Origin of the sequence: Francisella orientalis FNO12, assembly GCF_001042525.2 — a bacterium.
Taxonomy (GTDB): Bacteria; Pseudomonadota; Gammaproteobacteria; order Francisellales; family Francisellaceae; genus Francisella; species Francisella orientalis.
In genome coordinates this window covers 80,664-94,099 of record NZ_CP011921.2, presented here as the reverse complement: position 1 = coordinate 94,099, position 13,436 = coordinate 80,664, and the positions used below count along the sequence as shown (strand labels likewise).

The window sequence follows — 13,436 nt, the reverse complement described above, 5'->3', positions numbered from 1 at the left end:
ATATGGCTAGAATGGTATATCATCATCAAAATTTGATGAATTAATCTCAGCGAAATCTAGCATTTTATCCTGTTTTGGAGCAGGCTGGTGATTATTTTGAGGATAGTTATTATTTGGCTGCTGATTAAAATTCGGATTGGGGTTATTTTGATAGTTTGAACCACCCTGAGAATTACCTCCGGCAACAAACTGGAAATTACTAGCAACAACTTCTGTAGTATATTGCATATTACCATTTTTGTCTTGCCATTTGTTCGCACGAAGTCTACCTTCTATGAAGAGCTGTGTACCTTTATTTGCATATTTTTGAATCGCCTCTGCAGACTTGCCAAAAACAACTACTCTATGCCATTCTGTAGTTATATTTTCACCCATACCATCATTAGTAGCGATACTTAATGTTGCTACAGTAGTGCCATTTTGCGTAGTTCTAACTTCTGGATCATTACCCAATCTACCTAACAAAATAACCTTATTAACTGTTCCTTTGGCCATTTCTAACTCCTATATTTTTTTCAATCTTGCTAGTACTAAATATTACAGTAAAAAAGTTTGAGAATAAAACTTATCTACTTAAATTTCCCCACTAATTGCAAAATTTATCTCAGCAAAATTAAAGCCATTATACAAAAGATAATTAACTGCTTTTTGCTTTAACTTCAAATCTGATTGTAACTTATCTAAATCTTTATATTTTTTCTGCAAACACTTCTGACAGAGCTCAAACCAATCTATCTCTGCCTCATGCAAAAAGCACTCCACTAATTCTTGTGATAAGCCTTTTTGGTAAACAGCTGTATTTACAATTCTTCGCTCGCCTCGATATTTAGAAATTTCACTTATTATAAATACTCGTGCAAACCTCTCATCAGACAGCCATTTATGCTTCTCAAACTCATCCAAAAGCGTAACTATTTCGTCATTTGAAATATTCTCACGGGCTGTAAGTTTATCAAAAAGTTGTTTACGTGAATAATCTTGTTTAGCTAGCAGATATAATAGATAATTTTTTTCTTTAGATAAGCTCATCTTGAGTAGATTGTTCTGAAGACTGCTTTGATTTAGATTCTAGTTGTACTTGCTCTTGTACAGCATATTTCTGAGGCAATAGAAGTTGCAATAACGCTTTTTCTATCTCATCACGCTCAAGAGTGTTTTCTTTTAGGTACTCTTTTGACTTTTCTTTACCTTGGCCAATTTTTTTACCTTTATAACTATACCAAGCCCCAGACTTCTCTATAATCTCATGTTTAGCACCAAGATCTATAAGTTCTGCCTCAAGAGATATTCCCTCTCCATAAATAAGCTCAAAATCTGCTTGCTTGAATGGAGGTGCTACTTTGTTTTTGACAATCTTAACTTTTATCTCATTACCACTAACATCAACACCATCTTTAATTGCGCCACCTTTTCTAACTTCTAACCTTACAGAAGCATAGAATTTAAGAGCATTACCACCAGTAGTAGTTTCAGGGTTACCAAACATTACTCCGATCTTCATACGTATTTGGTTAATAAACATTACCAAAGTATTTGAGCGTTTGATATTTGCTGTTAATTTTCTAAGAGCTTGTGACATCAGTCTTGCTTGAAGACCCATATGAGAATCACCCATATCACCTTCAATCTCGGCTTTTGGTGTAAGTGCTGCAACAGAGTCTATGACAACGATATCAACACCTCCTGAGCGAACTAGCATATCTGCAATCTCTAAGGCTTGCTCACCAGTATCTGGTTGAGAAACTATTAGATTATCGACATCTACCCCCAAAAGTTTAGCGTATTTAGGATCTAATGCATGCTCTGCATCAACAAATGCTGCTGTGCCACCTTGCTTTTGACATTGAGCAATTGCTAAAAGAGTAAGAGTTGTCTTACCTGATGACTCATGTCCATATATTTCAATAATACGTCCCTTAGGGTATCCACCTATCCCTAATGCGACATCAAGAGCAATAATCCCTGAAGGAATAACCTCTATATCATGAGCAGTTTCTTGGTCACCTAATCTCATGATAGAGCCTTTACCAAACTGCTTCTCAATTTGAGAGAGAGCAGATTCTAGAGCTTTTTCTTTACTCATAACTAACTAAAACTCCTATAAACCTTAGTGTTGCTTACCATCTACTGACTTTTCTAAAGAGTCTTGGTACATAGCATCAAAATTCACAGCTGATAGACACAATTGAGGAAAGCCTCCTCTACTAACTAAGTCAGAAATTGCTTCGCGTGCATAATGATATAAAATGTTTGGACAGAACGCTTTTTTTGCATGCTCAATTTGAGCTTCTTGCATATTTGATACTGTAAAAATTCCAGCTTGCTTTACTTCTGCCTCGAAGGCAACTACACCCTCATTTTCAACCTTGACTTCAAGAGTTAGAACACTTTCATAAGTATTTTCTTCAGGAAGGTCAATAGCTTCTATTTTTAAATCAGTATGTAGCTCTGGCTTCCATGCTGTAGTCCATATCTTATCTGAGCTAGGGATAGAAAAAGACATATCTTTCACATAAACTTTCTGAATTTGAAATTGAGGTTGTGCTTGCTGATCCATTCTATGATCCTTAATAATTTTTATAATTTTTCTTATTTTGATAATGATTTAACAGGGTAACTTGCTTGTAACCATGCTGCTAAACCACCTTTTAGTACAAAAACTTGTTCAAAACCTTCTTTACGCAAAGCTTGCATCGCTTTTTCTGGGTTATCACCGTATATAACTATAGGTTTAGATTTATACTTAGCTAACTTATTTTGTTTTTGAACTATCTCTTCTAGCTTAATATTGTGCGCTCCGATAATATGCGCTTTAGCAAAATTTTCTTGATCTCTAGTATCTAGATATACTCCCTTACCTCTATTAACAGTGATCACAGCATCTGCGACTGACAAAGTATATTGAGCTTTCTTAGTTTGAGTCAACTCAAAGACTATATAAATAGCTAATAATAATATAAACGACAAGCAAAACATTAAGTTCTGCGATACAAAATAGCTCAAATTTTCCATAATTTAAATTTTCTTTTTTAATTAATTATTTATATCTAAGCTAAGATTATACATAGCTTTATAATTAAAAAAAAGCGACTTTTAAATGTTAATAAGTTTAAAAGAGTTTTAGAAAAAAGATATCGAGTTTTTATTTGTAGAATCGAAACTATTGCATTTTAGCAATAACGTCTTTAGTAACATCAACACTATCAACGTTATATAAACTCATTTCAGCAGGTAAGATAGCATCTAATTGCTTATCTTTAGCTACTTGAGCAGAAGCCTTAGTTAAAGCATCTTTAAATGCATCAGCATCATCAGAAGCCATCTTCTGAACTTGATTCATTAAATTCTGATAATCTCTCATTGCTTTTTCAAGATCAGCTTGAGCTTCTACTTTATCAGCTGCTTGAGCATCTTTAGTATCACCTTTAGCATCATCTGCCCGAACATCATCTTTCTCTTCAGTATAAGCATTAACTTTTTGCTGTAAAGCTGTAATATTTTGCTTAAGCTGATCCATTTGAGGCTTAAGTTTCTTCTCATCTGCAGTAACTTTTGCTTTACCTAAAGGTGAAGTCTCGAATATATCTTGAACGTTAGCGAAACCTACACCACCAGCCATAGCAGTAGTTGCAGATACCATTAGACCACCAACAATCATTGCACCTAATATAGTCTTTTTCATAATTTCCATTCCTTAGTTATGTTTAGTTTAGAAACTTAGTTTAATATCGATTATAATCATGGTTATTATATGTTTCAACACTTAATATATTTATTTTAGACTAAAACTTGTTTCCGAAAGCGCTTTATAGTAGACACTATTACCAAGCTTATTTGACACTGCTGTCAAAAAATCTAATGGCTGCGTGTAATCAACGATATCTAAATTATTAAACTTATCACGCTTAAGTTGATTAACTGAAGCAAAGCCATCAATTAGTCCCATCCTTTGTGCTTGAATACCACTAAAAGGCTCTCCTGAAAATGTTGTATCCATAGCCTTATATTTCAATCTGTCACCTCTCGATTGCTCAACTGCTGTTATAAACACTTGATGTGTCTCATCTAAGAGCTTATTAAATTGCTCTGTTTGCTCTGGTCTTTCTGGAGAAAAAGGATCTAAAAAATCCTTATTAGAGCCTGATGTATATGTCCTACGCTCTATACCTAGCTTGTCCATAAGCTCGGTAAAGCCAAAACCACTGCCTATAACACCGATTGAACCAACAATTGTCATCTTATTAGCATAAATATCTTTTGCACCAGCAGCAATATAGTATCCTCCGCTAGCACAAACATCTGTACATACAGCATACATAGGAATATTTGGATATTTTTTCTGCAAATATCTCATATGCGAATATATCTCATCAGATTGTACAGGTGAACCTCCAGGGCTATTTATCTCAACAATCACACCTTTAACTGCCTTGCTGGCATAAGCATCATCCAAACTTTTATTAATTCTTTCTGCATTTGCTTCTGCATCTTTGGCTATTACACCATCAACGTTGACTAACCCTATGTGTGATGTAAGCTCCTTTGATGAACTAAATAAGCCAGGGATAATTATCACTAAGACAACCAAAATAATTATAGATCTAGTAAAAAATTTCCAACGTCTCTTACTTTTGATATCTCTTAGATAAGCTCGAGCTAACTTTTCTAGTGTTTCTTTGGAAATGTTCTTTTCCATTTTATCTCCATATTTGTTAATATTTTCTCAATAATTTTAAATCTATTTATAATAAAATTACACTGTTTAAATTTAAGGGTAACTAAAATGTCAGCATCACTCGAAACCAAAGCAAAAAAACTAGGCCTAGATAATATTGAAAAACACATACTCCTATTATAGATCAAAGACATACAGTCTAAGAGTTTGTCAAAATGGTCCAATAGCAGTAGTACAGCCTGATAATGTTTGGTATCACTCATGTACTCCAGAAGTTTTAGAAAAAATCATTCAAAAACATCTAATTAATGGCAAAATAGTTAAAAAATACGCTTTTGCAAAAAGAGAATCTTAAAATACCAAGTTCCTGCTTTGACAACACCTTGCACAAAAATCTCTCTAAAATAACTTCTTAAGTTAAGCTATCTTTTTAAAAAAATATCGTTATCAAATTATTGCTATACCTATAAACAAAGGATATGCTGAAAGTGATTTTAAAATTTATTTTAACTAAAAGAGGGATTTATGAGTAAGAATATTAATGGTAAAAAAGTTTTCGATACCGCTAAAGATGCTACTAATGTAGCTGAATATGTAGTATCAAGATTAGTAGATTTAGGAATAGATTATTCATTTTCAGTACCTGGAGATTTTGCATTTGCATTAGATCACGCACTTATCAATAACCCAAAACTTAATAATATCGTAAATGCTAATGAGCTTAATGCTAGCTATGCTGCAGATGGTTTTGCCAGAGTCAATGGAGCCGCTATCTTATGTACTACTTATGCTGTCGGTGAGTTGAGCGCTCTAAATGGTGTCATGGGCTAAAAAGCAGAGAACTTAGTTGTTTTTCACTTAGTTGGTAGCCCAAATGATGCAGCGGTTGGAAAGAAAAAGCAAGTTCACCATACATTAGGTGATGGCGTTTTTGGAAACTTTTTTGATCTATCAGCTTCTGCAGCCTGTGTCTCAGCGGTTATCACTCCTGAAAATGCTCGTAGAGAAATGAATAGAGTCATCGCAGAAGCATTCTAAATATCGTAAGCCAGCTTATATAAGTGTCTCATTAGACGGTGGTAGTCGACCTGTCACAGATATAACACCAGATGATATAGACTGTAGTTATCTAAAGACCAATCCGCATCAGCTTGAGTTAGCTGTAAACCTAATGCTAGAGCATCTAAGTAAGGCTAAAAAAGTCGTAGCTATCCCTGCTATCAAATTAGATAGATTTGGCATAACTGAGAAAGCTATTAAACTCATAGAAAAGTTAAATATCACTTTTGCTATTATGCCTCATGATAAGAGCGTAATATCTGAAACACATCCTAACTATATAGGATTTTATGTTGGCTTACTATCAGACACAAATACAGCCGAAATAGTTGAAGATGCTGATCTTGTGATTAATTTAGGTGACGCACTATGGTCTGACTTTAACACCGCTGGGTTTACTAATAATTTAAATTTAAACAAGGTTCTAAATTTAGGGCCTTTATTTGTTGAAGATAAGAAAACTTATCTAGCCGATGTTTATTTATCTGAGTTACTTGATGCATTATTAGAGAAAGTTGAGAGTATAAACTATCGTCCTGAATACTCTAGAATGACTATACAAGATACTCCGATAACTCAAGAAAACTTAACACTTGGTGTGCTATATGCCCAAGTTTTAAAATTCTTAAAAAACACAGACAGCCTTGTAGTAGAAACTGGTTCTTCATCACTTAATATGCCAAAACTACCATTCATTACTTGAGGGTGTGAAGTACTATAACCAAACTTTGTGGGGCTCTATCGGCTGGGCAACACCAGCTACTCTTGGCGTAGCACTAGCCAATCCTGATTCTAGAACAGTATTAATCACAGGTGAAGGATCTCATCAATTAACTCTTAATGAATTAGGAGTTATGGGAAGATACAGAGTAAACCCTATCATATTATGTATAAATAATGATGGTTTTATGGTCGAAAGAGCGTTAGAGTTAGACCCTAATCCAAGCTATGATGATCTTGCTCAATTAAACTATAAAGACTTACCAAAGGCTTTTAGCTGTAATGATTGGTTAACTATCAAAGTAAAAACAGGTCAAGAGCTAGCACAAGCACTCAAAGAAGCTAGAGAGCATAAGAGTGGTATATATATAGAAATTATTACCGGCAAGTATAACTATGGTAATGCTCTTGATTTCTTTAACAGCCATCTAAAAGAAATGTATGGCTAAATCTACTACAGTTATACTATTTCTTAGCATAAGCTTTTTCTAAAACTTTCCTAAAAGAAATACCTTGTATAAATATTGATAACAATACAGCCACATAAATAATCGATGAAGTATGACTGTATCTATGCTCAAGAGGTATACTTAAAACCAATGCAATCGACACGCCTCCTCTCAGACCTGCCCACGTCATCACAAGATTATTTCGCCAAAAATTATTTTGAGTTGTCTTATATACCATCAACATCGAAACAAAAACACTCAAATATCTAGCTATAAGTACAATAACAAACAAGATACACCCCGCAATCATAACCTCATTCGAGAAAGTCATATTTAAGGCTTCTATACCTATCAAAACAAATAAAAATGTATTTAGAAGCTCATCAATAACCATCCAAAAGTTAGTAAGAATAGTTTTTGACTCTACTGAGAGTTTTCCCTGTGGACGTGAGTTTCCTATAACAATTCCTGTAATCGCCATAGTAATAGCTTCCGATACATCTAAGTGTGTCGCAAACCAAGAGCCAAAACTCACTAATGCCCATGATATTATAATAAGAGTATATCCATCATCTAATTTACTCATCAAAGACTTGTCTAGATAACCTAATATAATACCAAGTAAAGCTCCACCTACTCCATCTTGTATAAATAGTAGTACGAGCTTGATCGAGCTTGTGTCTTGCTTGCCATCTATAACAATAGATAAGAAGAGCAAGAATAATACGATTGAGAACACGTCATTGAATAATGCCTCTCCTGATAAAATAGTTTTCACTTTCTTTGGTACATTTTTATTTTTCTTAAATACGTCAAATACTGTAACTGGATCCGTTGGTGAGAAGATAGTACCAATCATAAGACAACGGACATAGTCAACATGAATTCCCAGTATATATGGTGCAGCAATCCAGCATAATGTACCTATTGTAAAAGTGGATATTACGACTCCTCAACTAGAAAGTACAAATATACCATACGAGTTTCTTTTTATTTCTATAAAATTTAGGTGCATCGCTGATGCAAAAACAAGATAACCAAGAAGTACTTCTAAAACTACTTCCTTAAAATTAACATTGTACAATAATGAGTATATAGGAAAGAGAGATTTATGATCAATCTTCAATAACAGTGCTATCAAAGCACTTAAAACAGTTAACCCTATAGCTTTTGGCAACCTAAGATACCTATAATTAACATAACTAGAGAAACCTGCGATAACGCATAATATTACAAATATATAATACTGATTCACTTAAGTTCCACACAGACATTCATTCATACAATTATAATATTGATTATTAATTTTGCATATTTTATTTAAAAACTTTCTTACTATATAAAGTTTAGAAATGTTATAATTCAAAGATAATCTTCAGGGCAGGGCGAAATTCCCTACCGGCGGTAACTGTCTAATTACAGAAGCCCGCGAGCGCTTTTTAGATACTAAAAAGGTCTAGCAGATTTGGTGTAACTCCAAAGCCGACAGTATAGTCTGTATGAAAGAAGATTGAAGAAATTCAAAAACGGAACTTGGTAATAGCAACCCCTCTTGTAGCGGGTTTTGCATATTATCATGTTTCGACTATCCCTGCCCTAAATGTAACTAAAGATTTTGGATGGGCAAATGAAAAATATTGAAAACTACTATATGAAACAAGCACTCACTCTAGCAAATAGAGGTAGGCTATCAGTATCACCAAATCCTATGGTTGGATGCATAATAGTAAAAAATGGGGCCATTATTTCAGAAGGTTGGCATGAAGCTGTAGGAGAAGCTCATGCAGAGATTCATGCACTGAAAAAAGCTGGAGACAAAGCAAAAGGCGCTACTGCATATGTAACTTTAGAGCCATGTTGCCACCATGGAAGGACTCCGCCCTGTACAGATGCATTAATTAAAGCAGACATACAAAAAGTAGTAGTCGCAACACTTGATCCTAATCCTTTATTTGCTGGTAAAGGCATACAAAAGCTCAAAGATGCTGGAATAGAAGTCAAAATTGGAGTCTTAGAAAAACAAGCTCTAGAACAAAATAAAATATTTTTTCACTACCAAAAAACTCAAAGACCTTTTGTCTATGCAAAATGGGCAATGTCTCTTGATGGTAAAATAGCTGTAAATGGTAATGATTCAAAAAAAATCAGCTCTAAAGAAGCATTTGTAGATACTCACAAACTCCGCAATATTTGTGATGCGATATTAATTGGAAAGCAAACTCTAATTGATGATAACCCAGGTCTTGATGTACGAATACAGCTAGGCAGAAAGAAACACCCTGTTAGATTTATTATTTCTAATAATCTTTCCGAAATAGATAATAGTTGGAAAGTTCTAAATCAAAATCATGCAAAAACTATTTTTGTATGTTCAAAAATTTCCGCTCAAGTTGCTAACGAACTAGACAATATTGGTATCGAGTACTGGCTACTACCAACATTCAAAGGACAAATGTGCTTAGATAGCCTTTTAAACAAGATGGGGCAAACTGGGATAACAAGCCTTTTGGTTGAAGGTGGTAAAAAGACTCTAGAAAATTTTATAAATCAAAAACTAATTAATGAATTTGCAACATATTTATCACCTGCTGTAATAGCAGGTTGTAATCCTAAAGAGAAACTCATATTTCAAGACGTATCTTTTTTAGGCGAAGATTTACTAATAAACTCATATTTTAAGGAAACTACTAATGTTTAGTGGCATTGTCCAAGAACTAGGGACGGTAGAAGATATAACAAATAAAGGCAATATAAGAACTTTTTGTATAAAGTTTAACAATAGTATAAATTGTAATATTGGTGATAGCGTTGCTATCAATGGTACTTGCCTTACAGTAACTGAGATTAATAAACAAAATTCAACAGCTAATTTTGATGCAGTTCCAGAAACTTTACAAAAAACCAACCTAGATGTTCTAGTAGAAAATCAGTTAGTGAATACCGAGCTTGCTATACGCTATGGTGAGCATGTCGGTGGACACATGGTACAAGGTCATATTGACGAAACTGGACAAATTATAAGCATAACAAATGTCGGTGGAGCATGGCTAGTTGAGATTTCAGCATCTAAAGAGTTACTTAAATATCTAGTCACAAAAGGATTTGTGACTATAGATGGTATGAGCATAACTGTAATCGATACATTTGATGACTCCTTTACAGTAACTTTAATACCACATACTATTGAGATCACTATTGCAAAGAACTATACTAAAGGCTCTATTGTGAATCTTGAGGCTGATGCAACGGGCAAGTATATCTACAAATATATACAAGGATTTAAAGAAAATGTTTAAGCAAATAAAAGAAAATATTGGAAATGCAATACAAGCTCTCAAGCAAGGGAAGCCTGTGGTTGTTCTTGATGATTACGATAGAGAAAATGAGGGAGACTTAATTCTCCCAGGTGAGAAAGCTACGGAGGCTAATATTGCTTTTATGCTTGAATATACAAGTGGTATTGTTTGCTTAGCAATGGATTCAAAAAAAGCAAAACAGTTAAATCTGTCGCCGATGGTAGCAGCTAATCAAAACAATAGCGCGCTTACTACTTCATTTACTATAACGATAGAGGCCAAAGAAGGTGTAACTACAGGAGTATCTGCGAAAGATAGAGCACATACAATACAAGTAGCCTCAAAAACCAATGCAAAAGCTGATGAATTAGCTAGACCAGGGCACATATTCCCGCTTTTAGCGAATGATAAAGGTGTACTTGGAAGAAATGGTCATACTGAAGCAACTGTTGATCTTATGAAGCTCAGTGGCTTCAATAGTGCTGGTGTTTTATGTGAGCTGATGAACAAAGATGGCACAATGATGAAAGCTCCTGAATTAGAAGCATTTACCAAAAAGTATAACCTGCCTCTTTTAACTATTGCTGAACTTTATCAATACCGTTTAGCAACTGAAATTTTTGTCACAAAAATGGCAAGCTCTACGATACCATTTAAAAAGATTGGTGAATTAGAAATGAGCGTCTATAAAGATAATTTTAGTGATGATGAGGTTGTTGTTTTATCTAAGCCTTACACTGGTAATAACCCTCTGGTTAGGATGCACTCATCTTGCATAACAGGGGATATTTTTGGATCACTACGTTGTGACTGCCAAGACCAGCTACATAAAGGAATCGAAATGATTAGTGAAGAGGGAGGCTTTTTTATATACCTTGATCAAGAAGGTAGAGGTATAGGCCTGACTAATAAGCTCAAAGCATATAATCTACAGATGAATGAAAATATGGATACTATTGAAGCAAATTTAGCTCTTGGATTACCTGCAGATGCTAGAAAATATGATTTAGCCGTGCAAGTTCTAAAATATAATCATGTAGATCAGTGTAGATTGATATCAAATAATCCTGAGAAATTAGCAGCTCTTAGAAATGTCAACATACACGCCGAGCCTGTATATTGTGAAGCATTTGTAAACTCACATAATAGAAACTACTTAATAACCAAGAAAACTAAAGCAAAACATACAATTAAAGGGATATAGAGTATGAAAAAACTAGCTATTGTCGTAAGTGAATTTAACTCATTGATAACGGATAAAATGCTTGAAGGGGCCTTAGAAGAAGCTTATGCTCAAGGTCTAAAAGATAGTCAAATATATATCAAAAAAGTTCCGGGTGCTGTGGAGTTGCCTTATGCTGCCAAACTGTTAGCAGAGACTAACCAAGTTGACGCTGTTGTACTTCTTGGTTGTGTGATTAGAGGTGAGACAGACCACTATGATTATGTTTGCAACCAAGTAAGCTATGGTACGCAAAGAGTTATGCATGAGTATAATCTTCCTGTGATTTTTGGTATATTAACTACACACAATAAAGAACAAGCCTTAGAAAGAGTCGGCGGTAAAAAAGGACACAAAGGTAAATACTGTGTCCAAGCTGCTCTAACTATGGCAAAAATGAAAAAAGATATATTAGAACAAGGAGTATAAAATATGTCTTTAGGGATTCTAAAATATCCTCATCCTATACTCAAAGAAATTGCGCAAGACGTCTTACTAGAAGAAATCAATGATGATTTTCGAGCAACAATAGCTGAAATGACTGAGTTAATGATAGAAGCAAATGGTGTGGGATTAGCTGCAATACAAGTTGGTATCAAAAAGAGATTTTTTATAATGCATAATAACTTAGAGAGCGAGACTCCTGAGATAATTACAATCATCAATCCTAAGATAATCGACCAAGGTGGTAAGATAGTTGATGAAGAAGGCTGTTTATCATTTCCTGGAGTTTCTGCTAAAGTAAATAGAGCAACTAAAGTTAAAATAAAAGCGCTTAATGAATTTGGTGAAGAGATTGAAATTGAAAAAGATGGATTTTTAGCTAGATGCATCCAACATGAAATAGATCATCTTAATGGTGTTACTTTTTTTGATCATCTTGGTTCGCTTAAGCGTAAAATAATAGAGAAAAAATATAAAAAATTGATTCAAGAAAATGCCAATGCTTAATTTTTAGTATTTTCCTATATATAATCAAGGCTTTACTTTTCAGCGTCACTAAGCAAGAATTATGTCTTGAAACTGTTTGTTAAATCATGGAATTCAAAATATGCGTAAAATACTCAGTAAAATATCACTATTACTATTAATTTTAGCTGTTGCCTCATGTGGAGTGTTATCTAATGACCAGTTCGTTTATCTAGGTCATAGTGATAACACTCCTGATTATCAATTATATTATGATAAAACTAGAAAACTTTTTGTACTAATAGATAAGAGAAATAGTTGTTTCCAAAAAGATGGTACAGGAACATGTCTTGCGTTTGATCTAAAACAAACTAGAGAATTTAGAGAAAGAGTGCTTGCTAAAATGATTGAGATCGATCTTAGACTAGCCAAGGATAATTATGGTGATCGTACTTTGGCAGAGCTTCAAAAGGCAGGTATCACAACTATTAGTAAACCAATAAAAACTGAGAATGTATATGCAACTCCTGTCAGACAAATAGTATTAGATAGAAAACAACAATATCACCTAGTTAGAAAGGACTATAAAATAGACGCTGATCTTGTTGCGATGCTAATAACAGATAGTAACGGCAGAAAACGTATCAACGTAGCATATACCGTTAATTTCCCAGAGCTAGAGAAGGAGTACAACACTTCGCTTAGACCTTATATTATTGATCCTGAATATCTATACACGCACATGACTATTGATACCGTTCATGAAGCTCAGTTTATGCAGAGAGACGTTCTGAAAAGTCAAAAAGATGTTAAAAAAGAAGTTGGAGTTTATTTGAATGATATAGTTGATACTACTACTAGCAAATCTAGCTATACACGCCAAGAAATCTCAAGTGATACTGCAACATTAGATCATGAGTTGGTTACAAAAGCGGATCAAGATCAGGATGCTGATGATATTATAGCTAATAGAGGTAGTACTTTAAAAACCGCTACAAGTGGTAGCTCCATCGCCAGCCCAGCTCAAGAAAAACAAAATGATGTCACAGACACTCAAAAACAACTCTAGCAAGTGACAATAATTAATAATAAATATTGATAGAAAT

General features: G+C 34.1%; 15 protein-coding genes, 2 pseudogenes and 1 riboswitch. Of the genes and pseudogenes, 8 read left to right on the top strand and 9 right to left on the bottom strand.

Annotated features, from left to right (window positions below):
- Window positions 1–6: 6 nt before the first annotated feature.
- From FNO12_RS00500 to FNO12_RS00470, 7 genes are all read right to left on the bottom strand, one after another.
- Complete coding sequence (locus FNO12_RS00500; protein WP_014714219.1) at window positions 7–495, bottom strand: single-stranded DNA-binding protein; 489 nt, start codon at window positions 493–495, stop codon at window positions 7–9.
- 78 nt (window positions 496–573) lie between these two features.
- On the bottom strand, window positions 574–1,029 hold the full coding sequence (locus FNO12_RS00495; protein WP_014714218.1) for a regulatory protein RecX: 456 nt from the start codon (window positions 1,027–1,029) through the stop codon (window positions 574–576).
- Complete coding sequence (gene recA, locus FNO12_RS00490) at window positions 1,016–2,083, bottom strand: recombinase RecA (protein WP_014714217.1); 1,068 nt, start codon at window positions 2,081–2,083, stop codon at window positions 1,016–1,018. Before recA ends, FNO12_RS00495 begins: the two co-directional genes overlap by 14 nt.
- 24 nt (window positions 2,084–2,107) lie before the next feature.
- Window positions 2,108–2,557: a protein-export chaperone SecB gene (gene secB / locus FNO12_RS00485; RefSeq protein ID WP_014714216.1), complete on the bottom strand. Its 450-nt coding sequence runs from the start codon at window positions 2,555–2,557 to the stop codon at window positions 2,108–2,110.
- Between the two features lie 32 nt (window positions 2,558–2,589).
- Complete coding sequence (locus FNO12_RS00480) at window positions 2,590–3,012, bottom strand: rhodanese-like domain-containing protein (RefSeq protein WP_014714215.1); 423 nt, start codon at window positions 3,010–3,012, stop codon at window positions 2,590–2,592.
- A 148-nt stretch (window positions 3,013–3,160) separates the two neighbouring features.
- Entirely contained in the window at window positions 3,161–3,682 is a 522-nt protein-coding gene (locus FNO12_RS00475) for an OmpH/Skp family outer membrane protein (RefSeq protein ID WP_041257271.1), read from the bottom strand.
- Window positions 3,683–3,772: 90 nt separating this feature from the next.
- Entirely contained in the window at window positions 3,773–4,696 is a 924-nt protein-coding gene (locus tag FNO12_RS00470; protein ID WP_014714213.1) for a S49 family peptidase, read from the bottom strand.
- A 136-nt stretch (window positions 4,697–4,832) separates the two neighbouring features.
- Here FNO12_RS00470 and FNO12_RS00465 point away from each other — a divergent pair, with 136 nt between their 5' ends.
- Together FNO12_RS00465 and FNO12_RS00460 are read left to right on the top strand one after the other, a co-directional pair.
- Window positions 4,833–5,030 (top strand): (2Fe-2S) ferredoxin domain-containing protein, encoded by a 198-nt coding sequence (locus tag FNO12_RS00465; RefSeq protein WP_014714211.1) that lies wholly within the window; start codon window positions 4,833–4,835, stop codon window positions 5,028–5,030.
- Window positions 5,031–5,200: 170 nt separating this feature from the next.
- Window positions 5,201–6,903 (top strand): annotated as a pseudogene (locus FNO12_RS00460) (alpha-keto acid decarboxylase family protein).
- Between the two features lie 16 nt (window positions 6,904–6,919).
- On the opposite strand, the gene FNO12_RS00455 reads toward FNO12_RS00460, so the two are convergent.
- Both FNO12_RS00455 and FNO12_RS09900 read right to left on the bottom strand, forming a co-directional pair.
- Window positions 6,920–7,795 (bottom strand): cation:proton antiporter, encoded by an 876-nt coding sequence (locus FNO12_RS00455; RefSeq protein ID WP_231138694.1) that lies wholly within the window; start codon window positions 7,793–7,795, stop codon window positions 6,920–6,922.
- A gap of 60 nt (window positions 7,796–7,855) precedes the next feature.
- Window positions 7,856–8,158: a hypothetical protein gene (locus FNO12_RS09900; protein ID WP_231138661.1), complete on the bottom strand. Its 303-nt coding sequence runs from the start codon at window positions 8,156–8,158 to the stop codon at window positions 7,856–7,858.
- A gap of 112 nt (window positions 8,159–8,270) precedes the next feature.
- Window positions 8,271–8,418: riboswitch (FMN riboswitch) on the top strand.
- Between the two features lie 112 nt (window positions 8,419–8,530).
- Here FNO12_RS09900 and ribD point away from each other — a divergent pair.
- From ribD to FNO12_RS00425, 6 genes and pseudogenes are all read left to right on the top strand, one after another.
- Window positions 8,531–9,601, top strand: a complete 1,071-nt coding sequence (ribD, locus tag FNO12_RS00450) for a bifunctional diaminohydroxyphosphoribosylaminopyrimidine deaminase/5-amino-6-(5-phosphoribosylamino)uracil reductase RibD (protein ID WP_014714208.1) — start codon at window positions 8,531–8,533, stop codon at window positions 9,599–9,601.
- A complete protein-coding gene (locus FNO12_RS00445; protein ID WP_014714207.1) occupies window positions 9,594–10,199 on the top strand; it encodes a riboflavin synthase in 606 nt (201 codons plus the stop codon). The genes ribD and FNO12_RS00445 overlap by 8 nt, the downstream gene beginning before the upstream one ends.
- Window positions 10,192–11,403, top strand: a complete 1,212-nt coding sequence (gene ribB, locus FNO12_RS00440; protein ID WP_014714206.1) for a 3,4-dihydroxy-2-butanone-4-phosphate synthase — start codon at window positions 10,192–10,194, stop codon at window positions 11,401–11,403. The genes FNO12_RS00445 and ribB overlap by 8 nt, the downstream gene beginning before the upstream one ends.
- Window positions 11,404–11,406: 3 nt before the next feature.
- On the top strand, window positions 11,407–11,850 hold the full coding sequence (gene ribH, locus FNO12_RS00435; protein ID WP_014714205.1) for a 6,7-dimethyl-8-ribityllumazine synthase: 444 nt from the start codon (window positions 11,407–11,409) through the stop codon (window positions 11,848–11,850).
- A gap of 3 nt (window positions 11,851–11,853) precedes the next feature.
- Complete coding sequence (def, locus tag FNO12_RS00430) at window positions 11,854–12,372, top strand: peptide deformylase (RefSeq protein ID WP_014714204.1); 519 nt, start codon at window positions 11,854–11,856, stop codon at window positions 12,370–12,372.
- Between the two features lie 100 nt (window positions 12,373–12,472).
- Window positions 12,473–13,416: pseudogene (locus FNO12_RS00425) on the top strand (FTN_0109 family protein).
- Window positions 13,417–13,436: the final 20 nt, after the last annotated feature.

Coding starts and splice junctions, on each gene's coding strand:
- FNO12_RS00500 (WP_014714219.1), bottom strand. CDS start 495: ATGGCCAAAGGAACAGTTAATAAGGTTATTTTGTTAGGTAGATTGGGT.
- FNO12_RS00495 (WP_014714218.1), bottom strand. CDS start 1,029: ATGAGCTTATCTAAAGAAAAAAATTATCTATTATATCTGCTAGCTAAA.
- recA (WP_014714217.1), bottom strand. CDS start 2,083: ATGAGTAAAGAAAAAGCTCTAGAATCTGCTCTCTCTCAAATTGAGAAG.
- secB (WP_014714216.1), bottom strand. CDS start 2,557: ATGGATCAGCAAGCACAACCTCAATTTCAAATTCAGAAAGTTTATGTG.
- FNO12_RS00480 (WP_014714215.1), bottom strand. CDS start 3,012: ATGGAAAATTTGAGCTATTTTGTATCGCAGAACTTAATGTTTTGCTTG.
- FNO12_RS00475 (WP_041257271.1), bottom strand. CDS start 3,682: ATGAAAAAGACTATATTAGGTGCAATGATTGTTGGTGGTCTAATGGTA.
- FNO12_RS00470 (WP_014714213.1), bottom strand. CDS start 4,696: ATGGAAAAGAACATTTCCAAAGAAACACTAGAAAAGTTAGCTCGAGCT.
- ribD (WP_014714208.1), top strand. CDS start 8,531: ATGAAAAATATTGAAAACTACTATATGAAACAAGCACTCACTCTAGCA.
- FNO12_RS00445 (WP_014714207.1), top strand. CDS start 9,594: ATGTTTAGTGGCATTGTCCAAGAACTAGGGACGGTAGAAGATATAACA.
- ribB (WP_014714206.1), top strand. CDS start 10,192: ATGTTTAAGCAAATAAAAGAAAATATTGGAAATGCAATACAAGCTCTC.
- ribH (WP_014714205.1), top strand. CDS start 11,407: ATGAAAAAACTAGCTATTGTCGTAAGTGAATTTAACTCATTGATAACG.
- def (WP_014714204.1), top strand. CDS start 11,854: ATGTCTTTAGGGATTCTAAAATATCCTCATCCTATACTCAAAGAAATT.